The sequence below is a fragment of the Parafrankia sp. FMc2 genome, from assembly GCF_041008525.1.
In the GTDB taxonomy this organism is placed as follows: Bacteria; Actinomycetota; Actinomycetes; order Frankiales; family Frankiaceae; genus Parafrankia.
The window spans coordinates 23,404-47,251 of record NZ_JBFLUG010000015.1 but is presented as its reverse complement, the minus strand read 5'-3'; the positions used below and the strand labels follow the sequence as shown (position 1 = coordinate 47,251).

Sequence of the window (23,848 nt, the reverse complement as noted above, 5' to 3'; positions counted from 1 at the left end):
GCCCCGGCCCGCGCGCTGGGACCGCGCCCCCCGCGTCGCGTGCGGCCGACGCCCCGCCCGTTGCCGGGCCGGGGCCCCAGCCGGCCGGCCACAACCTCCGGCGAACGGCCACTCACCCAGCTCACCGAGGGAACGCCCCTCCCCAAGCGGAGAGATCGCCATGGCCGCCACTGACCGCGCAACGCTTTTCACCGAACCGGCCTGTGACCACAACCGCGACAAGTCCGCCAAGGAGCGCAAGGCCGGCTGCCCCAAGCCGACGCCTGGCGGTACCAGCGGAGGCTGCACCTTCGACGGCGCGTTGATCACCCTGGTTCCGATCGTGGACAGCGCCCACGTCGTGCACGGCCCGATCGCCTGCGCCGGAAACTCCTGGGACGGGCGGGGAAGCCTGTCGTCAGGACCCGACCTCTACCGGCGCGGTTTCACCAGCGACGTCGGCGAGCAGGACGTCATCTTCGGCGGCGAGCAGCGCCTGTTCGACACCATCATCGAGGCCGTCGAACGGCACCGGCCGCCGGCCGTCTTCGTCTACTCGACCTGTGTCACCGCGATGATCGGCGACGATCTCGACGCGGTGTGCGCCGCGGCCGCCACCCACACGGGCGTGCCGGTCATCCCGGTGCACGCGCCGGGATTCGTCGGCAACAAGAACCTCGGCAACAAGCTCGCCGGGGAGGCCCTGCTCGAGCACGTCATCGGGACGGTCGAACCGCCCGACGTGACCGACCTGGACATCAACCTCGTCGGTGAGTACAACATCGCCGGCGAGCTGTGGGACGTCCTGCCCACGCTGTCGAAGCTGGGCCTGCGGGTCCGGGCCTGCATCAGCGGGGACGCCCGGTACGCCGACGTCGCCGCCGCCCACCGGGCCCGCGCGACGATGGTCGTCTGCTCCCGGGCCCTGCTCGGGCTCGCCCGCGGGCTGGAGGAGCAGTACGGCATCCCCTGGTTCGAGGGGAGCTTCTACGGCGTCCGGGCGATGAACGACACCCTGCGCCAGTTCGCCCGGCTGCTGGGCGGCGGCGAGCTCGCCGAGCGCGCCGAGGAGCTCATCGAGCTGGAGCAGACCGCCGTCGACCTGGCCCTGGAGCCCTACCGGGAGCGGCTCGCCGGCAAGCGCGCCGTCCTCTACACCGGCGGGGTCAAGAGCTGGTCGATCGTCTCCGCGCTGCAGGACCTGGGCGTCGAGGTCGTCGCGAACGGCATCACCAAGAGCTCCGACGGGGACGTCGAGAAGATCCAGGAGCTGCTCGGCCCGGACGCGAAGATCGTCACTGAGGGCAGCCCACGCGAGCTGCTGCGCATCGCCGAGGAGACCCGCGCGGACATCCTCGTCGCCGGCGGCCGCAACCAGTACACGGCGCTGAAGGGCCGGCTGCCCTTCCTCGACATCAACCAGGAGCGCCACATCCCCTACGCGGGCTACCGCGGTGCGGTGGAGCTGGCCCGGCGCCTCGACCTGGCCATCACCAACCCGGTGTGGGAGCAGGTCCGCGCGCCCGCGCCCTGGGACCCGGCGGGGGTGGCGTGATGGCCCGGGTCGTCACGACCACCCGGCGGGCCGGGCTGGACCCGCTGAAGTTCAGCCAGCCGCTCGGCGGCGCGCTCGTCTTCCTCGGCCTGGCCGGCGCGATGCCGGTGATGCACGGCTCCAAGGGCTGCGCCTCGTTCGCCAAGGCGTTGCTGACCCGGCACTTCAACGAGCCGATCCCGCTGCAGACCACCGGCATCACCGAGGTCACCGCGGTCCTCGGCAGCGGCGAGGAGCTCGTCGTACACCTCGACGCGATCCGCGCCAAGCAGCGCCCCGAGATCATCGGGCTGCTGACCACCGGAGTCACCGAGGTCAGCGGCGAGGACGTCGCGGGCCAGATGCGCCAGTACATCGCGATGATGGAGCACACCACCCCCGAGGGCGCACCGCTGATCGTGCGGGTGTCGACCCCCGACTTCCTCGGCGGTCTGTCCGACGGATGGTCGGCGGCCCTGCGGGCGCTGGTCAGCGCGGTCCCGTTCGACGGGCCCGACGCGGACGACGCCAGGCGCGGCAGCGGCCGCGGCAGCGGCGGCAGCAGCGGTGAGGACACGGTCGCGGTGCTCGTCGGCCCGTCGCTGACGGCGGCGGACCTCGACGAGCTCGGCGCCCTGATCCGCGGGTTCGGGCTGGCCCCGGTACTCGTGCCGGATCTGTCCGGCTCGCTCGACGGGCACCTCGCGCCGTCCTGGCAGCCGACGACGACCGGCGGCACGGGCCTGGCCGCGCTGCGCCGCCTCGACCGCGCCGGGCTGGTGATCACCATCGGGGCCACCGCGGCCGGGGCCGGCGTCGACCTGGCTGCCCGCACCGACGCCGATCTCGTGCACTTCGACCACCTCAGCGGGCTGCGGGCGGTGGACGCCCTGGTCACCGAGCTGATGGCCCGGTCGGGGCGCGGGCCCACCCACGAGGTGCGCCGGGCCCGCGCCCGGCTCGCCGACGGGCTGCTCGACAGCCACTTCGGCCTCGGTGGGGCCCGGATCGCGCTGGCGATGGAGCCGGAGGCCCTGGTCGCCGTCGGCTCGCTGCTGCACGACGTGGGCGCCGAGATCGTCGCGGCCGTCTCCCCGACGGACGCCCCCGTCCTGGCCACGGCACCCTGGGACGAGATCGTCATCGGCGATCTGATCGACCTCGAGGAACGTGCCGTGGACGGCGGCGCGGAGCTGCTCATCGGGTCCAGCCACGTGCGGGCCGTCGCCGACCGCATCGGTGCCCCGCACCTGCCCGTCGGTTTCCCGATCTACGACCGGCTGGGCGCCACCCTGCGCACGACCGCCGGGTACGCCGGCAGCCTGCGGCTCCTCGTGGACGCCGCGAACCGACTGCTCGACCACCACCACGACGCGGACCACCGGATGGACCCGCACCGGGACCACCACACGCAGGGCCGAGACGTCAGCCAGCACCGGATCGACCCGTTCGACGAGCTCGACGTTCTGTGCCAGGAGCCCTCATGTTGAAGATCGCCTTCGCGACCGGTGACGGCAGCGCCGTCGACCAGCACTTCGGCTGGTGCCGCCGGTTCGACGTGTACGAGGTCGGCCCCGAGGGCTACCGCCTGTTCGAGACCAGGGAGCTCGGGCCCGCGGAGGACGACGAGGAGGACAAGATCGCCTCGCGGCTCGCCGCCGTGACCGACTGCGCGATCCTCAACGTCTCCGACATCGGCGGGACCGCGGCGGCGAAGGTCATCAAGGCCCGCATCCATCCGATGAAGGTCCCGAAGGGCACCCCGATCGACGGCCTGCTCACCAAGTTCGTCGACGTGCTCGCCGGCAGCCCGCCACCGTGGCTGCGCAAGATCCTGCGGGCGCACGTCCCGCAGGAAGTTCCCGCCTGGACCCCGGTCGCCTCCGGGTCGTCCCCGTCGGATTCGGCCACGTCGACCTCGACGACCATGGGAGGAACGGCATGACCGCACCGGCAGACGCGGCAGGCGCAAAGGCCGAGGGGTTCCTGCGGGACCTCGTCGACCAGCTCCGCGCCGGCGACACCTACGGCAACCTCGACCGGCTCCCCGACGAGGCCCTGCTCAGCCCGTTCGTCCTGACCAGGGAGCAGCGGCGCCAGATCGCCATCGCCTGCGACATCGACGCTTTGGTCGAAGGGCGGGTGCGGTCCTTCTACCAGGCGGTCGCCGCCTCGATCGAGAAGGCGACCGGCGCTGTCACGACGACCGTTCTCGACCTCAACCACGAGGGCTTCGGGCGGGTGGTCATCTTCGCCGGCCGGCTCGTGGTGCTCTCCGACGTCCTGCGGGACGTCCAGCGCTTCGGGTTCAACACCCTGGAGGACCTCGGCGCCCGCGGCGAGGCCTTCGTCACCGCCGCCGTCAAGCACGTCGACCAGTGGAAGGAGGTCGCCCGCGATGACTCCTGAGACGAGCACCGGAACCGACGCGGCCGCCGTGCAGACCCGGCTGCGCAAGCTGAACAGCAAAGCATCCCAGCTGAAGCTCGACCTGCACGACCTTTCCGAGGAGCTGCCGCTCGGCTGGGAGAACATCCTCGACCTCGCCCGCCGGACCTACGACGCCTACGCCGAGATCGCGCTGCTGGAAGGCGAACTGCGCGCCAGCACTGGGAACGGCGCGACGAACGGCGCGACGAAGGGGGCGGGGCAGTGACCACCTCAGCCAGCCAGCTCGCCGAGTTCCGCCGCTGCTCGACCGCCGAGCAGTACTTCGAACTGCTCGACGTCGACTACGACCCGCGGGTGGTGGCCGTGAACCGGCTGCACATCCTGCGCTACTTCGCCGACGAGATCGCCACCCTGCACGGCGACGCGGCCGGGTCGCCGGCGCCGGAGGAGCTGCTGCGCGACTACCGCGCCGCGCTCATCCGCGCCTACGAGGCCTTCACGACGGCGACGGCCCTGGACCACCGGCTCTTCAAGGTCCTCAAGGACCGCGCGCCGGAACCCACCGCCTTCGTCCCGATGTCCGCGATCACGATCGAGCACTCCGCAGCCGCGGGACCAGAGGGGAAGGAGCAGAGCCGATGAGGTCCGCCTTCGATGTCGGAGATGTTGTCGCGACCACCAAGGCGCTGCGCCAGGACGGGACCTTCCCGGACCCGGACATCGCCACCGGCCAGATCCTGGTCGAGCCGGGGACCCGCGGCGAGGTCATCAACGTCGGTCTCTACCTGCAGGAGCACGTCGTCTACGCCGTCGCGTTCGAGAACGGGAGGGTCGTCGGCGCTCTCGAGCGCGAGCTCGAGGCCGCGCCCCGGGACCCCCGCGGATCCGCGTCCGGCGGCGACGTCCATGACCGGGACGGTGAGCCCCGCCACGGGGAAGCCGTCCATGCCACGAGTTCCGCGGCTGACAGCAGCGCCGCCGTGACCAGCGGGACCACCGACGAGGAGGAGGGGCTGTCGTGACCAGCGAGCCCGTCGCGCTCCCGGTGCTGTCCACCGCGCCGGCGGCGCCTGTGCCCAGCCAGTCCGCCACGTCCGCCGCCGCGGCGGCGCTCGGAGGCGGCTGCGCGTCGAAGACGAGCTGCGGCAGCAGCGCTCCGGCGACCGACCCGGAGATCGCCGAGAAGATCGCCAACCACCCCTGTTACAGCGCCGAGGCGCACCAGTTCTACGCCCGGATGCACGTCGCCGTGGCGCCCGGCTGCAACATCCAGTGCAACTACTGCAACCGCAAGTACGACTGCGCGAACGAGAGCCGGCCCGGCGTCACCAGCGACCTGCTCACCCCCGAGGACGCCCTCGCCAAGGTCAAGCTGGTCGCCAGCGAGATCAAGCAGATGAGCGTGCTCGGCATCGCCGGCCCGGGCGACCCGCTGGCCAACCCGAAGCGGACCTTCCGCACCCTGGAACTGGTCGCGCGGGACTGCCCGGACATCAAGCTGTGCCTGTCGACGAACGGGCTCACCCTGCCCGACCACGTCGACCGCATCGCCGACCTGAACGTCGACCACGTCACGATCACGATCAACATGATCGACCCCGAGGTCGGCGAGCGGATCTACCCCTGGGTCGCCTACAAGGGGAAGAAGTACACCGGGCGGGAGGCGTCGAAGATCCTCTCCGAGCGCCAGCTCGAGGGGCTCGCGATGCTCGCCGAGCGCAAGATCCTCGCCAAGGTCAACTCGGTGCTGATCCCCGGGGTCAACGACGAGCACCTCGTCGAGGTCTCGCAGACCGTCCGCGGGCTCGGCGCCTTCCTGCACAACGTGATGCCACTGGTCTCGGCGCCGGAGCACGGCACCGTCTTCGGTCTGGCCGGCCAGCGCGGCCCCACCGCCCAGGAGCTCAAGGCCCTGCAGGACAGCTGCGCGGGTGTCGACGGCGCCGACATGAACATGATGCGGCACTGCCGGCAGTGCCGGGCCGACGCGGTCGGCATGCTGGGCGAGGACCGCGGCGACGAGTTCACCCCGGACACCTACCAGGGCCGCGAGATCGCCTACGACCTCGCCGGCCGGCAGGCCGTGCACGCCGAGATCGAGCGGTCGCGCGCGGAGAACCGTACCGAGCGCGAGACGCTGCGCATCACCGACAGCGGCCCGAAGCCGGACGACACCGTCCTGGTCGCCGTCGCCACCAAGGGCAGCGGCGTGGTGAACCAGCACTTCGGGCACGCCAGCGAGTTCTGGATCTACGAGGCCGGGCGCAACTGGGCCAGCCTCGTCCAGACCCGTGACGTCCAGCGCTACTGCGAGGGCCCGTCCGAATGCGGTGACGGCGCCTCGGTGCTCGACAAGACCATCGCGATGCTCTCCGACTGCGCCGCCGTCCTGTGCAGCAAGATCGGCCCGGGCCCGTACGACGCGCTGGAGGACGCCGGCATCGAGCCGATCGAGGTCTACGAACTGATCGAGACGGCTGTTGCCGCGGCCGGCGCCCGCATCACGGCGGCGCGCGCCGCGGCCGCCCCCACAGACGGCTCCGGCGACGCCGGTACTTCCCCGACCGACGTCGCCGCTGAGCTGGACCTTGAGGTTCGCGGTGGCGAGCTGGTCGACGTCGACCTGCTCGACCCGGACCTGATGGACGAGGACCCGTTCGCGTTCGCGGTCCACGTCCGGCCCGGCGCCGGCTCCTGCTCCGGAGCTGGCGCCGGGAAGGGAGGCCGGGGCGGTGACTGCTCCGGCCATGGTGCCGACCACGCGGGCGGCTCCCGTACCGACGGCTGCCGCACCGACAGCTCTCGCACCGACAGCGCCCACACCGACGGCGCCGACCTGGAGGTAGCCCGGTCATGACCCTCGCCCCGAGCACCATCGAACTGACCGAGCGGGCCCGCCAGCAGGTGCGCTCCCTGATCGGCGGCAGCGCCGAGACGGCCGGTTTCGGCCTGCGGGTCGGCGTGAACCCGGGCGGGTGCTCCGGCTTCACCTACGCCCTGGCGCTGACGCCGAGCGCGGAGAACGACGACATCGTCATCAACGAGGACGGCTTCGACGTCTTCATCCACAACTCGATGATCGGTCACCTCCGCGGTCTGCGGATCGACTACGTGGAGTCGCTGACCTCCTCCGGCTTCACCTTCACCAACCCGAACGCCTCCAGCTCCTGCGGCTGCGGCAACAGCTTCGGGACGCCGGACGAGCCCGAGCGGGCCGAGGCCGACGCGCAGCTGCGCGCGCAGGTCGAGGACGTCATCACCGAGATCCGGCCGTTCCTGCAGGGCGACGGCGGCGACGTGCAGGTCGTCACCGTGCTCGCCGGCAACGGGCAGCCCGGCACCGCCGAGGTGCACATCCGCCTCACCGGTGCCTGCAACGGGTGCTCCAGCGCCTCGGCCACCGTCACCGCGGTGATCGAGAAGCGGATCAAGGAGAACCTGCCGGAGATCGGGCGCGTCGCCCTCGTCTCCTGACCTCCCGCGATCAGATCGCCCCGACCGACCACACCACGCCAGCACAGGGAGCCTTCATGGAAAGCAGCATGATCGTCACCCCGTGCGATGTCCGGCCGGGGTTCGCCCCGGCCGGGCAGGTCGACGCCCGCCAGGCGCCACCCGCCGGCACCGGCGCCCAGACGGCGCCGCCGCGGCAGCGGTTCGCCGCCGGCGACCAGCTCGCCGGCGACCGGCCCGCCCCCGCGGCGCGGCCGGGCCGCTACGACCGCCAGCTCGGGATACCGGGCTTCGGCCCGGCCGCGCAGGAGCGGTTGCGCCGCGCGACCGTGCTGGTGGCGGGTATCGGCGGCGTCGGCGGGGCGGCGGCGACCTACCTCGCCGCCGCCGGGGTCGGTCGGCTGGTCCTGGTCCATCCGGGCCCGCTGGAGGAGCCCGACCTCAACCGGCAGACCCTCATGCGGCCCGAGTGGATCGGTGGCTCCCGGGTGGCCTGCGCGGAGCAGACTCTGCGCGCGCACCACCCGGGCGTCGAGATCGTCACCTTCGACCGCGAGCTGGCCGAGCTCCCCGAGCTTGGCCAGCTCGTCGGCGAGGCGGACGTCGTGGTGGACGCCCGCCACAACTTCCCCGACCGCTACCGGCTCAACGACCTCTGCGTGGCGTCGCGGACCCCGGCGGTCATCGCCGCGATGAACGCCACCGAGGGCAACGTGCTCGTCGTCGAGCCGGGGACACCCTGCCTGCGCTGCGTGTTCACCGAGGGCGACCCGTCCTGGGAGCCCCTGGGGTTCACGGTTCTCGGAGCCGTCTCCGGCCTGGCTGGCTGCCTCGCCGCGACCGAGGCGATCAAAATCATCGCTCGGTTCGGCGAGCCGGCCAGCGGCCGGCTGCTGCAGTACGACCTCTGGGACATGGACTTCCAGTCGCTGCGGGTGCGGCGCGACCCCGCCTGCCCGACCTGCGCCGAGCACACCGGCGCCGGTGCCGGTGCCGAGGAGCCCACATGATCTACCTCGACCACAACGCGACCACCCCGGTAGACCCGCGCGTGGTCGAGGTCATGCTTCCGCTGTTCACCGACCAGTTCGCCAACCCGGCCAGCAGGCACGGGCCGGGCCGGGAGGTCACCCGGATCGTCGAGCGCGCCCGGCGGGAGGTCGCCACCCTCGCCGGTGCGCGTGCCCGCGACGTGGTGTTCACCTCCGGAGCCACGGAGGCGGCGAACCTGGCGATCGGCGGGGCGCTCGCCGCCGCCGGGCCCGACCGGCACCGCGTGCTCGTCGGCGCGACCGAGCACCCCGCGGTGCTCGGCGCCGCCGACGCCGCCGCGGCGGCCGCGGCCGGGCCCGGCACCCGCGCCGAGCGGATCGCCGTCCACCCCGACGGCACCATCGACGTCGACGACCTGCGCCGCCTGCTCGGTCCCGACGTCGCGCTCGTCGCGGTGATGGCGGCCAACAACGAGACCGGGGCCGTGAACGACCTGCGGCCCCTGGTCGAACCCGTGCACTCCGCCGGCGCGCTGCTGTTCAGCGACGTCACCCAGGCCCTGGGGCGGATTCCGGTCAGCCTCGAGCGGACAGGCGTCGATGTGGCCGTCGCGTCCGCCCACAAGCTGTACGGCCCCAAGGGCGTCGGCGCGCTGGTCGCGTCGGGGGACGCCTGGGCGCGCATCGCGCCGCGGGCGCACGGGGGAGGGCAGGAACGCGGCCGACGGGCCGGCACCCTCAACACCGCCGGGATCGCCGGCTTCGGCGCGGCCGCCCGCATCGCGGCCGCATCGATGACGGACGACGGCAGGCGCCAGCGCACGCTGGTGGCGCAGCTGACCGAGCTGCTCGTCGAGCGGCTCGGCCGCGGCGCCGTCGAACTGAACGGCCCGGTGCGGGCCAGGCTGCCGAACACCGTCAACCTCCGCTTCGTCGGCGCGGGTGCCGACGACGTCCAGGCATGCCTTCCGCAGGTCGCGGTCTCGGCCGGCTCGGCCTGCAGCGGCGGCGGGGATGTTCCGTCCCACGTCCTGCTGGCCATGGGCCGGACCGCGGCCGAGGCCAGGGAGAGCCTGCGCTTCAGCCTGGGCCGCGCCACGACACCCGAGGAGATCCGCACCGCCGCGGACCAGGTGGCCCGCGCTGTCCAGCGCGTCCGCTCCCTTACTCAGAGCACCCCCATCCAAGACGAGGTTCGCGATGACAACCGAGCTCGAACAGCCCGACCCGCGGGTACGCCGGCTTAAGGGAGTCGTCATCCGGTTCGCCGGTGACTCCGGCGACGGCATGCAGCTCACCGGTGACCGCTTCGGTGCGCAGGCCGCCGAGGCCGGCAACGACGTGGCGACCCTGCCCGACTTCCCCGCCGAGATCCGGGCGCCAGCAGGCACCGTCGGCGGTGTGTCCAGCTACCAGCTGCACGTCGCCGACCACGACATCACCACCCCCGGTGACCAGCCCGACGTCCTCGTCGCCATGAACCCGGCGGCGCTGAAGGCCACGCTGAAGGACCTGCGGCCCGGCGGCGTGCTGCTCGTCGACTCCGGCGCGTTCAACGTGCGCTCGCTGGAGAAGGCCGGCTACGACTCCGACCCGCTGACCGACGGCTCGCTGAGCAACTACATCGTGCACGCGGTCGACCTCACCGGGCTCGCCGTCGGCGCCACCGACGGCCTGGGCCTGAAGCGCAAGGACGCCGCCCGCACGAAGAACATGTTCGCGCTCGGCCTGGTGTCCTGGATGTTCAACCAGCCGGTCGAGAGCACGATCGCCTACCTGGAGAAGCGCTTCGCGAAGAAGCCGCCGGAGATCCTCGCCGGCAACCTCGCGGCGCTGCGCGCGGGCGTGGACTACGGCGACACCACCGAGGCCTTCGCGGTCTCCTACGAGGTGAAGCCGGCCGCGCTGCCCCCGGGCAACTACCGGCACATGCGCGGCAACCGGGCCATCGCGTTCGGCCTCGTCGCCGCCGCGCACCAGGCCGGGATGCCGCTGTTCCTCGGCGCGTACCCGATCACCCCCGCCACCGACGTCCTGCACGAGCTGAGCAAGCTCATCTCGCACGACGTCCGCTCCTACCAGGCGGAGGACGAGATCGCGGCGATCGGCGCGGCGATCGGCGGCTCGTTCGCCGGCATGCTCGGCGTCACCGTCACCTCCGGCCCGGGCATGGCGCTCAAGGGCGAGGCGATCGGCCTGGCGATCTCGCTGGAGCTGCCGCTGGTCATCGTCAACGTGCAGCGCGGTGGCCCGTCCACCGGTCTGCCGACCAAGACCGAGCAGTCGGACCTGCTGCAGGCCCTCTACGGGCGGCACGGCGAGGCCCCGCTGCCGGTGCTCGCGGCACAGAGCCCGGCGGACTGCTTCGCCGCCGCGTTCGAGGCGGCGAAGATCGCCCTCGAGCGGCGGACCCCGGTCATCCTGCTCTCCGACTCCTACATCGCCAACGGCAGCGAGCCGTGGAAGGTGCCGGACGTCAGTGAGCTGCCCGACCTGGGCATCGAGTTCGCCACCGAGCCGAACGGCGTCGGCAAGGACGGCAAGCCCGCGTTCCACCCGTACAAGCGTGACCCGCGCACCCTCGCCCGCCCGCTGGCCATCCCCGGCACCCCCGGTCTGGAGCACCGCATCGGTGGTCTGGAGAAGGCCGACGGCAGCGGCGAGATCTCGCACGACGCCGACAACCACGACCTGATGGTCCGCACCCGCCAGAACAAGGTGGACGGCATCGACGTCCCGCTGCTGGAGGTCGACGACCCGAGCGGCCCGCCCGGATCCGGCGCGAAGCTGCTCGTCATCGGCTGGGGTTCCACCTACGGTCCGATCGGCGCGGCCTGCCGGCTCGTCCGCGACCAGGGGCTGGCCATCGCCCAGGCGCACCTGCGCTACCTCAACCCGCTGCCGGCCAACCTCGCGTCGGTCCTGGCCGCCTACGACACCGTGCTCGTCCCGGAGATGAACCTCGGGCAGCTCGGCGGCCTGCTGCGGATGCACTGCCAGATCGAGCCGGTCGGCTACACCCAGACCCGCGGCCTGCCCTTCCGGGCGGTCGAGCTGGCGGCGGTGTTCACCCGGCTCGTCGACGGCACCAGCGTCGGCACCGAGCTCACCACGGAAGACATCAAGGCCATCGGCGGCTCCGGCGAAGTCGGCCGCAGCGAGCTCGGATCGGAGGGAGACAAGTGACCAGCCCCGACGCGACTGGCAAGCAGCTCACCGCCAAGGACTTCTCCGCCGGTGAGGCACGCTGGTGCCCCGGCTGCGGTGACCACGCGATCCTCAACAACATGCGCAACCTGATGCCGACCCTCGGCATCCCGCGCGAGAACTTCGTGGTGATCTCCGGTATCGGCTGCTCCTCCCGGCTGCCGTACTACCTGGACACCTACGGCATGCACTCCATCCACGGCCGGGCGCCGTCCATCGCGACCGGCGTTTCGATCAACCGCCCCGACCTGTCGGTCTGGGTGGTGACCGGTGACGGTGACGCGCTGTCGATCGGTGGCAACCACCTGATCCACGCGCTGCGCCGCAACGTGAACCTCAAGATCCTGCTGTTCAACAACCAGATCTACGGCCTGACCAAGGGCCAGTTCTCGCCGGCGACCAAGCCCGGCACGGTCACCCCGTCCAGCCCGTTCGGCTCGCTCGACCACTCGTTCAACCCGCTGGCGCTGGCGCTCGGTGCCGAGGCGGGCTTCGTCGCCCGCACCGTCGACACCGACCGCAAGCACATGATGGAGATCCTCGCCGCCGCCGCCGCCCACGACGGCTCCGCGCTGGTGGAGATCCGGCAGAACTGCCCGACCTTCAGCGCCGGGGAGAAGGCCGCGGCGGCCGACTCGTCGGTGCCCTCGGCGGCCGACGGCCCGATCCGCCTGGAGGCGGGCGCGCCGATCCTGTTCGGCGCCGACAGCCAGTGGGCGGTGCTGCGCGACGCCGAGACCGGCGACCTGAAGTTCGGCCGCTCGACGGAGAAGGGCGTCGTGGTGCACAACCCGCGCTCGACCAGCCCGACCTACGGCTACGCGCTGGCCCGGCTCGCCGACGTCGACCCCGACCTCGCGCCGATCGGGGTGTACCGCGCGGTGGAGCGCCCGAGCTTCGACAAGCAGTGGCAGAACACCCTGGCCACGGCCCGCGCGGGTGGGCGCGGCGACCTGCAGGAACTGCTCTCCGGCAACGACTCCTGGACGGTGCCGGCCCGGGCCTGACCCGGACCCGCGCAAGGCTGACCAGGCTGACCAGCGTTCCGGCCGGTGCACCGTCGCGCCGGCCGGAGCGGCCAGCGGTCAGGCCAGGGCTGTCGACCCCGGCCAGGGCATTGCACGAACCGCAGGCAAACGAGATCCTCCCGGGCCCGCAGCGTGGACCCGGACCTTAGACGGGAAGAAGAACTCCGATGCCCTACGTCGTCACGTCACCCTGCATTGACGTCAAAGACACCGGTTGCCTCGACGAGTGCCCGGTCGACGCCATCTACGAAGGCGGCCGGAAGCTCTACATCAACCCCAACGAGTGCACCGAGTGCGGCGCCTGCGCCTCGGCCTGCCCGATCGGCGCCATCATGCTCGACCTCGAGGTTCCCAAGGCCGAGCGGCCCTTCGTGAAGAGCGAGAAGGAGTTCTTCTCGAAGGTGCTGCCGGGCCGCGACGAGCCGCTCGGCGACCCCGGCGGCGCGAAGACCGTCGGCAAGGTCGGCGTCGACACCCCGTTCGTCGCGGAGTACGAGGCCTCCTGAGTACCTCGCTCAAGCCGTTCTGACGGCCGAGTTGGGTGGCTCTCCGGGGCCGAAAGCGCCACCGGCTGATCGTTGCCACGCGCGAGTTACGTGGAACACCGATGATCAGCCGGTGGCCGGCCTGATTCGTCGACGGGACCGGCTGTTACGGAAACTGCGTCCAACGGTCAAGCGCGGTTGGTGGCGGTGGCGCCGAACAGTTCGAGGTAGCGCTGCGCCGCGTTGGGGTGCAGGGGCGGGTTGATGAGCGAGGATCGGACGTTCGTCGCCTCGGCCGCGTTGAAGTAGGCCTCGTAGGCGAGGATGTCGCGGTTGCGTTCGAACAGGTCGTGCATCTTCTCGATGTAGAGCGGGTTGTCGCCGCCGCCGTGCCGGTCCGCCCGGACCAGGCCCCATTCGGGCACCGCGAACTGCTTGCCGTGCGCCCGCGCGAACGCCGCCACCGTGCACGTGCCCGACGGGACGATGCACTGCTGCTCGAAGAGCTCCGGCGTCAGCGACGGAGGGTACGAGTCGTAGGTGTCGCTGCTCACGATGTCGACGAACTCGTCGCCGGGGTAGGCGGCCCACACGTCGTCGCCGTTGGGCATCCGGTCCCGGTGCGCGCTCACGTTGAACTCGATGCGAACGCCGGGGGCCGTCGAGCGGATCGCGGTCGCCGCGTGCTGGAAGCAGGTCCTCCAGGTCGCGGTGTCGCGGGGGTACCACCAGAACCAGTTGCCGTTGTACTCCCAGCCGAGGCGCACGATCGCGTCGGGCCGCCCGTTGCGGGTCAGGGTCTGCCCGAACGCGGCCCAGTGCTGGTCGTAGTGGCCGCGGGCGCAGGTGCGCTCGTCGCCTGACTGCGGGAACAGCGGCTGGGCGACGGAGAGCTGGCCTGCGTACACCTCCGGCCGGTAGTCCGCGAAGGGCCAGTCGGAGTAGGCGATGTGCTGCCAGTTGTTCCGGACGGTGAAGACCGTTGCGACGTCGGTCGGCCGCCCCGTCCACGCCTCCCACGCCCGGATGTCCAGCGGCGGGTTCGCGTTCGTTCCCGTCGGCCACCGGACGCCCGGTGCCGCCGGGCCCGGCGGGGTCGGCTCGGGCGCGGCGGGCTGCCCGGCCGGGTCCGGCACCGGCCCGGTGTCCGGGCGCGGGCCCGCCGTCGACGGCTTCGGTGCCTGCGGCCGGCCGTCGTCGCTGGCCAGGGCGACCAGGCCGAGCACCCCGAGGACGACGACCATCCCGGCGGCCGCCGCGCCGATGATGGACCGGCGGCGGCGTCGGCGCGGCCGGGTCGGCTTGGTCGCGCCGCGGTGGGTCCCGCGCCGGCGTCCCTTTCGTCTGCCGTTCCCGGAGCCCGCGCCGGCCTCCGCGCCGGCCCGCGGCCCGCCGACGGGCGCCGGCTCGTCGCCCGTCCCTGTTACCGCCCCGCCGATGGTGCTGACCGCGTCCGCCTCTGGCGGGGCGTCGTCGGACTCCATGGCAGGCACCGGCAGCGGCAACGTTGCCGCCGGCCCCTCCGTGCCCGAGGCCGGGGCGCCGGGAGCCGTGGCATCGGCCGCGCTGTCGTGGGCCCGGGGCGCATCCGCCTCGTCCGTGCTGCTTCCTGCCACCGCCGTGCTACCTGCTTCGTGCCGCTGCACGTATGTCCCCTATCGAGCACCCGCCGGTGGTCACCGGCCCATCTTTCCAACCTCCTTACGGGGACGCCCGGGGGGACACCCGGCCTTCCGCCCACTCTTGGGCCGCTGGCCAGGACTGTTACCGGGGGTGGGGCCGCGGGCGGGGTCAGGATTGACCACTGTGGGATGCCGACGGGCCGGCCCGCGGCGGCGAGTCGCGGCGGCGGGTCGCGCACGGCGATCCGCCGCCTCCGGCCTCAGTCGATCAGTTCGTAGAAGGCCAGTGCCGGCGGCGGGTCGGTCTGGACGGAGTCGCTCTCCCGCACTCTCCCGTCGGCCGACCGGGCGGCCATCTCCGCCAGGGGCACCTCGAGGTCGTCGGCCTCGATCTCATAGACGGCCAGGTACTCCCGGGCCGAGGGCCTGGCCGTGATCTGCCCGGCGTCGCGGATCCGGTACCGGCGGGCGGAGACGATTCCCGGAATCGCCCGGATGTCGGGCATGTGCTCCTCGGAGTACCACCGGTTGTACTCGTCCTCCCGCTCGGGCGAGACCGGACGTGTCTGCACGACAAGGATGCCCTTCGGCACGTGGAACCTCCCTGGTGTCGCGGGCCCCCGGCCGCCTGGCGGCGGGCTCAGACCCGCCACAGCGGGTTGGGGATGGCGCCCGTGTGGCCCGTCCGCGCGTGGGTGATGGTGACCACGCTGTCGTCGAACAGGTCCAGGAGATACGCCTGCGAGGCGGCGAGATGGGCGCGGGCGACCCGCTCGGCGGCGGCGGCGCGCCCGGCGGCGATCTCGGTGAGGATGCGGCGGTGGGTCCGCACGACCTGCTCGGCCTCGACCTGGTCGGGGTACTCGCCCCGGCTCGCGGCCGTGTCGGCCCAGGCCCGTTCCTGCGCGGACCACAGCGCGACCAGGCTGCCGACGATGTGGCGGATCGTCGCGTTGGGAGTCAGCGCGACGACGAGCTCGTGGAACTCGCGGGCGGCGTGGGTGAAGGGGCCCCCGGTGCCGACCAGCCGGGCGGTGGCATCGATGTTCGCCCGCAGCGCCGGGACGATGCGCTCCTGCCGGTCGGGGGCGAGGGCGCACTGGGCGGCGCACTGCGGTTCGAAGGTCTGCAGGCCGACCGCGAGATCGCCGAGGGTGACCCGCCCGGCCTGCAACGCGAGCCCGAGGTGGTACGCGGCGGACGACTCGTCGGGCCGGTGGACCTCGGCGCCGCCGACCTTGCCGCGCCGCACGGTGACGAGGCCCTCGGTCTCGAGGATCCGGATGGCCTCACGGATGGACGGGTAGCTCACGCCGAACTCCTGGACGAGCTGGTCCTGGGTCGGCAGCTGGTACTCGTCGGAACGGTCACCGGAGAGGATGCGCCCGCGCAGCGTCGACGCGACGGTCTCGGCGATGCGGACCTGCGAGACTCGTCCCTGGCGGGTCGGCACCTTGGGCACTCTGTGAGCATACCCCTTCTTATCTTTATAAGTATTGAAGGTCGAAGCGTTTCCGGCTACTGTCTGCCGTCCATGGAGTACGACATGGGCGAGGGAGTGGAGACACTCCGGCGCGACCTACGCGAGCTGGTCCACAAGCACGTGCCGCCGGACTTCCTCGGCGCGTTCACCGACGATCCGGCCGACCTCGAGGTCGCCCAGAGCTTCTCCCGGACCCTCGCCGAGCTGGGCCTGCTGTGCATGGCCTGGCCCACCGAGTTCGGCGGCCGCGGTGCGACGCTGTGGGAACAGACGGTCGTCCGCGAGGAGATGTGGGCCCACCACGAGCCACGGGGCGCCCAGTACATGGGCGTCAACTGGGTCGGCCCGGCGATCATGCGGCACGGCACGGCCGAGCAGCAGCAGCGCCACCTGCCGCCGATAGCCCGGGGTGAGGTGATCTGGTGCCAGGGCTTCAGCGAGCCGGAATCCGGCTCCGACCTCGCCTCGCTGCGTACCACCGCCCATCCGGACGAGGAGTCCGGCGGCTGGCGGGTCAGCGGCCAGAAGGTCTGGACGTCCTACGCGACCATGGCGCAGTGGTGCTTCCTGCTGGCCCGCACCTCCCGGGAGAAGCGCCGGCAGCAGGGGCTGACGGTGTTCCTGGTGCCGATGTCCGACCCGGCGATCGAGGTCCGCCCGATCCCCAGCATGCTCGGGCCGCACCACCTCAACGAGGTCTTCTTCGACGAGCTGCGGGTGACCGAGGCGGACGTCCTCGGCACCGTCGGCGAGGGCTGGGCGATCGTCCAGGAGGTTCTCGCCTTCGAGCGGGTGGGCATCGCCCGCTACGCCCGGGTCGAGCGACTGCTCCAGGCCGCGCCGGCCGCGCTGGGCGCCGAATGGGACGTGCTGCCGGAGGAGCTGCGCAGCCGCTGGGCCCGGATGCTCGTCCACGCCCGGCGGGCCCGCCTGCTCGCCTACCGCGTGGTCTCCCTGCAGGCCGGCGGACGGATCAGACCGGACGACTCCGCGGCCTACCGGATCGCGGTGACCCGACTGGACCAGGAGAGCGCGGAGGTGCTCATGGACATCGTCGCCGGCGCGTCGCTGCCCGGGGAGGAAGGCCGGCGGTTCCGCCGTGCCGTGGAGGACCACCGGCGTTACTCGGTGTCCGCCACCGTGGCCTCGGGCAGCGTCGAGATGCAGCGGATCCTCATGTCGCGCTCGCTGTTGGCGGCGAGGTGAACACCGAGCTGAGCGAGGAGGCCGTCGAGTACGGGCGGACGGCCCTGCGCGCCTTCGAGGCGGCCGGTGGCGACCAGATCGTCCAGGACGCGGAGCGCGAGCCGGCCCGGCGGGCCGACCTCGTGGAGCCGGTCCTGGCCGAGCTCGGTGCCTGGGATCTCGACCCGCGTGGGGGCGCCGACGAACTCGAGGCGGTGGCCGCGCTGTGCCGGGTCGCGGGCTGGTGGGCGCTGCCCTACCCGGTCGCCGAACGGCTCGCCCGCCCCGCCGACAGCTCCACCGACGGTCTCGTCGTCATCGCGGGCACCGGGCCCGGCGGCGCGGGCGGCACGGGCGACGGCCTCGGCGCGGGCGATGCGGGCCTCGTCGGGTACGGGCCGGCGGCGCCCGTCGCCGGTCTCGGGCGGCGGTGGTCGACGGTGACCTTCGACGGGGGCCGCGGCATCGCCACCGCCGCGCCGCCGGCGACGACCCCCCGCTACGGCGCCTTCGTCACCGGGCTGGTCGACGATCCGGCGCTCGTCCCGAGCCAGGCGTCCCGCGACGGCGACGGGCTCGCCGACCTGGCGCTCGGCCTGGTGCTGCCGTGCTGGACCCTGCTCGGCATGCTCGACCGGGCGATCGATCTGACCCGCGCCCATGTCCTCGCGCGCGAGCAGTTCGGCCAGCCCCTCGCGCGGTTCCAGGGAGTGCAGTTCCAGCTGACCGACGCCGAGGTCGAACGGCTCGGCGTCGAGGAGCTGGCGAAGTACGCCCTGTGGGCCGTCGCCACCGGGCGCGGCGAGGCCGTCGACGACGCGCTCGCGCTGCGCCTCGCCATCCTCGAAGCCGCTGACCAGGTGTTCCGGGTCGCGCATCAGCTCCACGGCGCGATGGGCTTCTGCGACGAGACCACGCTGTCGTGGATCTCGCGGTACAGCCAGCCGGCCCGGCGCCTGCCGCTGGGTCTGTCTGCCACCCGCGATGAGCTCACCCGCCGGATCGGCCGGGCGGGTCTGGCCGGGCCGTTCGCCCCGCGCCGCGAGCCGGACCTGGAGGTGCAGCCGCTGTGACGACCCCCGCGATTTCCACCGCGGACCTGGCGGAGTTCCGGGCCGAGGTGCGGCGCTGGTGCCGTGCCGAGGTGCCGTCCGACTGGCGGCGCACGCAGGCCGGCGCGTCCGACGACGAGTTCGTCCGCTTCCAGCAGGAGTGGTTCCAGCGGCTGCGCACGGCGGGTTTCGCCGTCCCGCACTGGCCCGCCGAGTGGGGCGGCGGGATGCCGGTCGCCCAGCAGGTGGTGCTGTACCAGGAGCTGGCGGCGCACGACGCGCCCCGGCTCGTCCTCGGCTTCGTCTCGATCCACCACGCGGCGTCGACGCTGCTCGCGGCGGGGACGGACGAGCAGCGGCGCCGGCACCTGCCCGCGATCCTCGACGGCGAGATCTGGGTGCAGGGCTTCTCCGAGCCCGAGGCCGGCTCCGACCTGGCCAGCCTGCGCACCACCGCGCGCCGCGAGGGCGACGGGTTCGTCGTCGACGGGCAGAAGCTGTGGGCCAGCGGGGCCGCGCACGCCGACTGGTGCCTCCTGCTCGCCCGGACCGACCCGGCCGTGCCCAAGCGGCGGGGGATCTCCTACTTCCTGATGGACATGCGCTCGCCCGGCATCGACGTCCGGCCGGTGCGTAACGCGGCGGGCGAGTCGCACTTCTGCGAGATCTTCCTCAACGGCGTGGTGATCCCGGCCGAGAACCTGGTCGGCCCGGTCGACCAGGGCTGGCAGGTGGCCCAGTCGACGCTGAGCGCCGAACGTGGGATGACCATGCTGGAACTGGCCGAGCGGCTGGGCAACGCGGGCTTCCGGTGGCTGGTGGAGACCTGCCGCACGCCGGGGCCCGGCGGCGGGCGTCCCGTCGACGACCCGCGGGTACTGGACCGGCTGGCGGAGCTCGACACCGAGATCGCCGGCCTGCGGGCGTTGTGCCGCGGCCTGGTCGAGCGGCACGAGGCGGGCACCGCCGGCCCGGTGGAGGCCTCGGTGGTGAAGCTGTACTACAGCGAACTGCTGCAACGGACCATGGACTTCGCCGTCGAGGTGGCCGGGCTGCCCGCCCACGCCGAGCTGCGCAAGCCCGCGTCCAGCGGCTGGGAGTCGGGAGCGTGGGTGCTGGACTTCATCGGATCGTGGGAGTGGACGATCCCCGGCGGGACGAGCGAGATCCAGCGGACCATCATCGGCGAGCGCGGCCTCGGCCTGCCCCGGGAGCCGGTGGTGTCGTCATGAGCGCCCGTCCCGACGGGCAGGGCGGCGCGGGCAGCGCGGACGGCTCGGGCGGCGTCGGCGGCTCCGGCGGTGCGGCCGGTCCGGGCGATCTCGGCGATCTCGGCGAGCTGCACCGGGAGCTGCGCGCTGTCGCCCGGGATCTGCTGCGCCGCAACGCCGCCAAGGCCGGCCCCGACCAGACGTACGCCACGGTCGACTGGTCGCTGCTCGCCGACACCGGCTGGCTCGGGCTGGAGGCCCCGGAGGAGCTCGACGGCGCGGGCGTGACCTTCGCCGAGGTCGCGGTCGTCCTGCACGAGCTCGGCCGGGCCGCGGCGAGCACCCCCTATCTGGGCTCGGCTGTGCTCGGCGTCGGGGCACTGCGCCTGCTCGAGGCGGGGCCGGGGCGGGACGAGCTGCTGCGCGCGGCCGCCGTGGGCAGCCAGCGCCTCGCGGTCGCGCTGCCCACGGGCGACGACGACACGGCCGCCTTCCGGCTCGACGCGCACCGGGTGAGCGGCCAGGCCGACTTCGTGCCGGACGCGGCCGGCGCCGACCAGGTCCTGCTGCTCGCCGTCGACCCGGACGGGCTGCCGGTGGTGGTGCGGGTCCGGCCGGGCGACCCGGGTGTCACGGTCACCGACCGGCCCGTCCTGGACGAGACCCGCGGTCTCGGCACCGTGGTCGTCGACGGCGCCCCGGTCGACCCCGCCTCGGTGTGGCGGTTCGCCGGTGACGACCCGGCGGCGGCCGCCCGGCGGCTGCGTGACCGAGCCGCGCTGGCGATGGCCTGCGACGGCCTCGGCCTGGCGGAGGCGATGCTCGAGACCACTGTCGAGTACGCGGGGACCCGTCGGCAGTTCGGACGTCCCATCGGCTCGTTCCAGGCGGTGAAGCACGCCTGCGCCGACATGTTCGTCCAGATCGCGGTCGGGCGGGAGCTGCTCGGCGAGGCGGTGCGGTCGGTGGCGGCCGACGACCCCGACGCGGGTATCGCCGTGTCGCGGGCGAAGTCGTACGTCTGCGTCGCCGCCGTCGACATCGTGGGCGCGGCGATGCAGCTGCACGGCGGCATCGGCTACACCTGGGAGGGCGGGGTCCACGTCTACCTGAAACGGGCGCTGCTGAACCGGTCGCTGTTCGGCGCGCCGGCGGCGCACCGCGCCCGGCTCGGTGCGAGGTTCGCCGCCCCCTGAGCGCCCGGCTGACCGTGTTACGACCGGATCAGGGGGCGGCCCCCGAGTGACCTGCGGCACAGCGCGAAGCAATACGCTCGGGTCAATAAACAGCCAATACGAGAAATGAACTGACTACGGAAACTGGTCACAGGCAACGGGGCCGGCCCGCGAACCGAATCCAGGTGCAGGGATTCGGTTCGGGACCGGCCCCGAACTGATCGACGTGATTACCGCGGATGTCAGCCGAGTGCGCGCACCTTCGAGACGGCGAAGGAGGCACCGTTGGCCGTGCTGCCGTCGAATCCGTAAGTGAGGTGCGCGAAGACGTTGAATCCGCCGGCGCAGACCGGGTCACCCAGGTTGCAGAACTCCTTGGCCTTCGGGCCGTAGAGCGGGCTCGCCGTGGTGATTTTCTGGCCGAACAGCGCGAGCGGGTTGCCGAAGACGACGACCGCGGCGACCCGCGGCGCGAGCTCGGTCGGGATGGTCTCGCCCGAACCGAGGAAGGTCCGGATGCCGATCGAGATGTCGGTGACGCTGGCGCCCTGGGAGTAGCCACCCAGCACGAACTTGGTGTTCGGGCAGGAGGCAGCCACGGAGCGGACGTGCCGGGTCATGTCGGTGGCGCCGGCACCGTCGGACGTCTGGGCGATGTCAGCCGCGTAGTTCACCGCGTAGGAGCTGACCGTCTTCCCGGTGAGCCCCTGCTTCACGGAGTTGACGAACGGGGTGCCGGTGATTCCAAGGCCCGGCAATTCTCCGCTGCCGCGGGCAAACACCACATCGACATCGGAACAGGTCGCCGCGGAGGCAGGGCTGGCCGTGATTCCGGCACCCAGTGTGCCGGCAACAGCAGTCAGGAAGACCGCCACAGCGCGCTGTTTCCAGGAACGGGCAAGCCTCATGTGCGTGAGTCTCCTTGCGGGGTTGCTTGGCCAGGCACAGCGGCAACCCCAGTCATCCCCCCCATTGGAATGACCTTGCATGGAAAAAAGTATCGTCCGCCCTGTGGGGGTTCAACACCGCCCCCCGGCGGTCCCCCCAAAGGTGCCTGTACTGCTACCGAGAGGTGGTCACACCCCGGTGCGTGGGGATGGTTTCCCGCCAGTGTTCGCCGCGCACCGGCGTGGGATGACTCCGCGGCGCCACGAGGTAGCAACTGGTGAATGACGTCGACGGAATGCCGGCGCCGGCGCAAAGCGCCTGATCACCTGTCGGCGGTCCCGCCGGGCGGAACCGGAGGATCGGTGCCCGGCCCGCCCGGCGCGAGGCCGGCCCGGCGCCGCGGATGGATCGCCGGGTGCCCGGGTGCCCGGGTGCCGGGGTATCGGGGTGCCGGGTGCCGTCGGGCGTCGGGCTGTCAGCCCAGTGCGCGTACCCGGGCTGCGGCGAAGGCCGCGCCGTCGGTGGTGCTGCCGTCGAACCCGTAGAGGATGTGCGCGTAGAAGTTGGAGCCGTTCGCGCAGACCGGGTCGCCGACGTTGCAGTACTCCCGGGCCTTCGACCCGTAGAGCGGGCTCGCGGTGGGAATGTGCTGTCCGGAGAGGGCGAGCGGGTTGCCGAAGACGACGACCGCGGCGACCCGCGGCGCGAGGGCGGTCGGGATGGTCTCGCCGGAGCCGAGCACGGTCGGGATGCCGATGGAGATGTCGGTGACGCTGGCGCCCTGTGAGTAGCCGCCGAGTACGAACGTGGTGTCCGGGCAGGAGGCCGCGACCGAGACGACGTGGCGGGTCATGTCGGTGGCGCCGGGGCCGGCGGACGTCTGGTTGGTGCTGGCCGCGTAGGTCACCGCGTAGGAGCTGACCGTCGCCCCGCCGAGGTTCTGCCGCAGGGAGTTCACGAACGGAGTTCCGGTGATCCCCAGGCCGGGTGATTCACCGGTGCCCCGCGCGAAGACGATGTCCACGTCGGAGCATGGTGCGGCGCTCGCCGGTCCGGCGGTGAGACCGATTCCAACCGTGCCGGCGGAGGTGGCCATGGCCAGCGCTACCGCCACCGTTTTCCAGGAACGGACCATTCTCATGTGCGTTCTCTCTTTCGAAAACAGTCCGCGTGGTGCTGCGGATTGTTTCCAGTCATCCCCCCCACGTGAATGACCTTGCGCATGAGAAACTAGTGTCCGTGCTAATTGGAATCAACTTCTCCGCTTACGGGCTACCCCAAGGTGCCGGTATGGTCGCTGAGCGTGCAAGCGGTGTGGGTGATCCTGTGACGACCTGTCCGACGCCGGCCTTCGGCCGGGCGGGTGTGGCCGTCATGCGTGCCCGTCCGACTACAGCAGCGGCGCGGAGTGACAGCTGACGAGACCGCGGCGGGTGGCCGGGGTGAGGCCGGGGCCGGCGGGTCGCGGGTCGCGGGCCGGCCCCGGCCTCGTGCGCGGATCGGCGGGTGTCGCCGGGTGCCGTGCTGTCAGCCGAGTGCGCGCACCCGGGCTGCGGCGAAGGAGGCGCCGCCAGCGGTGCTGCCGTCGAACCCGTAGGTGAGGTGCGCGTAGATGTTGAACCCGCCAGCGCAGACCGGGTCACCGAGGTTGCAGTACTCCCTGGCCTTGGGGCCGTAGAGGGGGCTGACGGTGGTGATTCGCTGGCCGTAGAGGGCGAGCGGGTTGCCGAAGACGACGACGGCGGCGACCCGCGGCGCGAGGCTGGTGGGGATGGTCTCGCCGGAGCCGAGCAGGGTCCGGATGCCGATGGAGATGTCGGTGACGCTGCCTCCCTGTGAGTAGCCGCCGAGTACGAACGTGGTGTCCGGGCAGGAGGCCGCGACCGAGACGACGTGGCGGGTCATGTCGGTGGCGCCGGGGCCGGCGGAGGTCTGGGCGAAGTCGGCCGCGTAGTTCACCGCGTAGGAACTGACCGTCGTCCCACCGAGGTTCTGCCGCAGGGAGTTCACGAACGGTGTGCCGGTGATACCCAGCCCGGGCGCTTCGCCGGTGCCGCGGGCAAACACGATGTCCACGTCGGAACATGTCGCGGCCCTGGCCGGAGCGGCCGCCAGCCCGATTCCCATCGTGCTGGCGGTGACGGCCATGGTCAGTGCCAGGGC

Annotated in this window: 24 protein-coding genes; 18 read left to right on the top strand and 6 right to left on the bottom strand. The window is 72.4% G+C overall.

Features of this window, described 5'->3' with window-relative positions:
- Positions 1-160 precede the first annotated feature (160 nt).
- The 14 genes from nifE to fdxA all read left to right on the top strand — a co-directional run bounded on the left by nifE (position 161) and on the right by fdxA (position 13,090).
- Positions 161-1,534 (top strand): nitrogenase iron-molybdenum cofactor biosynthesis protein NifE, encoded by a 1,374-nt coding sequence (nifE, locus tag AB1460_RS08220; protein ID WP_368960037.1) that lies wholly within the window; start codon positions 161-163, stop codon positions 1,532-1,534.
- Entirely contained in the window at positions 1,534-3,003 is a 1,470-nt protein-coding gene (gene nifN, locus AB1460_RS08215) for a nitrogenase iron-molybdenum cofactor biosynthesis protein NifN (protein WP_368960035.1), read from the top strand. The genes nifE and nifN overlap by 1 nt, the downstream gene beginning before the upstream one ends.
- The gene (nifX, locus tag AB1460_RS08210; protein ID WP_368960034.1) at positions 2,997-3,458 is read left to right on the top strand and encodes a nitrogen fixation protein NifX; all 462 of its coding nucleotides are present in this window, start codon (positions 2,997-2,999) and stop codon (positions 3,456-3,458) included. The genes nifN and nifX overlap by 7 nt, the downstream gene beginning before the upstream one ends.
- On the top strand, positions 3,455-3,922 hold the full coding sequence (locus AB1460_RS08205; RefSeq protein WP_018637084.1) for a NifX-associated nitrogen fixation protein: 468 nt from the start codon (positions 3,455-3,457) through the stop codon (positions 3,920-3,922). The genes nifX and AB1460_RS08205 overlap by 4 nt, the downstream gene beginning before the upstream one ends.
- Entirely contained in the window at positions 3,912-4,169 is a 258-nt protein-coding gene (locus AB1460_RS08200) for a CCE_0567 family metalloprotein (protein ID WP_071085376.1), read from the top strand. The genes AB1460_RS08205 and AB1460_RS08200 overlap by 11 nt, the downstream gene beginning before the upstream one ends.
- A complete protein-coding gene (gene nifW, locus AB1460_RS08195) occupies positions 4,166-4,546 on the top strand; it encodes a nitrogenase-stabilizing/protective protein NifW (RefSeq protein ID WP_368960031.1) in 381 nt (126 codons plus the stop codon). The genes AB1460_RS08200 and nifW overlap by 4 nt, the downstream gene beginning before the upstream one ends.
- Complete coding sequence (locus tag AB1460_RS08190; protein ID WP_368960030.1) at positions 4,543-4,926, top strand: nitrogen fixation protein NifZ; 384 nt, start codon at positions 4,543-4,545, stop codon at positions 4,924-4,926. Before nifW ends, AB1460_RS08190 begins: the two co-directional genes overlap by 4 nt.
- Positions 4,923-6,761: a nitrogenase cofactor biosynthesis protein NifB gene (nifB, locus tag AB1460_RS08185; RefSeq protein WP_368960028.1), complete on the top strand. Its 1,839-nt coding sequence runs from the start codon at positions 4,923-4,925 to the stop codon at positions 6,759-6,761. Before AB1460_RS08190 ends, nifB begins: the two co-directional genes overlap by 4 nt.
- A complete protein-coding gene (locus AB1460_RS08180) occupies positions 6,758-7,378 on the top strand; it encodes an iron-sulfur cluster assembly accessory protein (RefSeq protein ID WP_071085382.1) in 621 nt (206 codons plus the stop codon). The genes nifB and AB1460_RS08180 overlap by 4 nt, the downstream gene beginning before the upstream one ends.
- Positions 7,379-7,434: 56 nt before the next feature.
- The gene (locus AB1460_RS08175; protein ID WP_368960027.1) at positions 7,435-8,367 is read left to right on the top strand and encodes a HesA/MoeB/ThiF family protein; all 933 of its coding nucleotides are present in this window, start codon (positions 7,435-7,437) and stop codon (positions 8,365-8,367) included.
- A complete protein-coding gene (locus tag AB1460_RS08170) occupies positions 8,364-9,596 on the top strand; it encodes a cysteine desulfurase family protein (protein ID WP_368960025.1) in 1,233 nt (410 codons plus the stop codon). The genes AB1460_RS08175 and AB1460_RS08170 overlap by 4 nt, the downstream gene beginning before the upstream one ends.
- Positions 9,550-11,535, top strand: coding sequence for a 2-oxoacid:acceptor oxidoreductase subunit alpha (locus tag AB1460_RS08165; RefSeq protein WP_368960024.1), 1,986 nt, complete (start codon positions 9,550-9,552; stop codon positions 11,533-11,535). Before AB1460_RS08170 ends, AB1460_RS08165 begins: the two co-directional genes overlap by 47 nt.
- Positions 11,532-12,563, top strand: coding sequence for a 2-oxoacid:ferredoxin oxidoreductase subunit beta (locus AB1460_RS08160; RefSeq protein WP_368960023.1), 1,032 nt, complete (start codon positions 11,532-11,534; stop codon positions 12,561-12,563). Before AB1460_RS08165 ends, AB1460_RS08160 begins: the two co-directional genes overlap by 4 nt.
- 188 nt (positions 12,564-12,751) lie before the next feature.
- Entirely contained in the window at positions 12,752-13,090 is a 339-nt protein-coding gene (gene fdxA / locus AB1460_RS08155; protein ID WP_018637074.1) for a ferredoxin, read from the top strand.
- A 167-nt stretch (positions 13,091-13,257) separates the two neighbouring features.
- Here the strand turns inward: fdxA and AB1460_RS08150 are convergent, their stop codons facing one another.
- The 3 genes from AB1460_RS08150 to AB1460_RS08140 all read right to left on the bottom strand — a co-directional run bounded on the left by AB1460_RS08150 (position 13,258) and on the right by AB1460_RS08140 (position 16,144).
- The gene (locus AB1460_RS08150; protein ID WP_368960020.1) at positions 13,258-14,685 is read right to left on the bottom strand and encodes a glycoside hydrolase family 26 protein; all 1,428 of its coding nucleotides are present in this window, start codon (positions 14,683-14,685) and stop codon (positions 13,258-13,260) included.
- A gap of 266 nt (positions 14,686-14,951) precedes the next feature.
- On the bottom strand, positions 14,952-15,284 hold the full coding sequence (locus AB1460_RS08145) for a DUF4286 family protein (protein WP_018637068.1): 333 nt from the start codon (positions 15,282-15,284) through the stop codon (positions 14,952-14,954).
- Positions 15,285-15,331: 47 nt separating this feature from the next.
- Entirely contained in the window at positions 15,332-16,144 is an 813-nt protein-coding gene (locus tag AB1460_RS08140; protein ID WP_368960092.1) for a FadR/GntR family transcriptional regulator, read from the bottom strand.
- A 93-nt stretch (positions 16,145-16,237) separates the two neighbouring features.
- Between AB1460_RS08140 and AB1460_RS08135 the strand changes: the two genes are divergently transcribed.
- Genes AB1460_RS08135 through AB1460_RS08120 form a run of 4 tightly spaced genes read left to right on the top strand, consistent with a single transcriptional unit; the run spans position 16,238 to position 20,818 of the window.
- Positions 16,238-17,380 (top strand): acyl-CoA dehydrogenase family protein, encoded by a 1,143-nt coding sequence (locus tag AB1460_RS08135; RefSeq protein ID WP_368960018.1) that lies wholly within the window; start codon positions 16,238-16,240, stop codon positions 17,378-17,380.
- A complete protein-coding gene (locus AB1460_RS08130; protein ID WP_368960017.1) occupies positions 17,377-18,432 on the top strand; it encodes an acyl-CoA dehydrogenase family protein in 1,056 nt (351 codons plus the stop codon). Before AB1460_RS08135 ends, AB1460_RS08130 begins: the two co-directional genes overlap by 4 nt.
- Positions 18,429-19,643 carry an acyl-CoA dehydrogenase family protein gene (locus AB1460_RS08125; RefSeq protein ID WP_368960015.1) on the top strand — a complete coding sequence of 405 codons (1,215 nt, stop codon included), beginning with the start codon at positions 18,429-18,431 and terminating at the stop codon, positions 19,641-19,643. The genes AB1460_RS08130 and AB1460_RS08125 overlap by 4 nt, the downstream gene beginning before the upstream one ends.
- Complete coding sequence (locus tag AB1460_RS08120; protein ID WP_368960013.1) at positions 19,640-20,818, top strand: acyl-CoA dehydrogenase family protein; 1,179 nt, start codon at positions 19,640-19,642, stop codon at positions 20,816-20,818. Before AB1460_RS08125 ends, AB1460_RS08120 begins: the two co-directional genes overlap by 4 nt.
- Before the next feature lie 221 nt (positions 20,819-21,039).
- On the opposite strand, the gene AB1460_RS08115 is transcribed toward AB1460_RS08120, so the two are convergent.
- From AB1460_RS08115 to AB1460_RS08105, 3 genes are all read right to left on the bottom strand, one after another.
- Positions 21,040-21,705, bottom strand: coding sequence for a cutinase family protein (locus AB1460_RS08115; protein WP_368960011.1), 666 nt, complete (start codon positions 21,703-21,705; stop codon positions 21,040-21,042).
- Between the two features lie 455 nt (positions 21,706-22,160).
- Positions 22,161-22,826 (bottom strand): cutinase family protein, encoded by a 666-nt coding sequence (locus tag AB1460_RS08110; RefSeq protein WP_368960010.1) that lies wholly within the window; start codon positions 22,824-22,826, stop codon positions 22,161-22,163.
- Positions 22,827-23,212: 386 nt separating this feature from the next.
- Entirely contained in the window at positions 23,213-23,812 is a 600-nt protein-coding gene (locus AB1460_RS08105) for a cutinase family protein (RefSeq protein WP_420497221.1), read from the bottom strand.
- Positions 23,813-23,848: the final 36 nt, after the last annotated feature.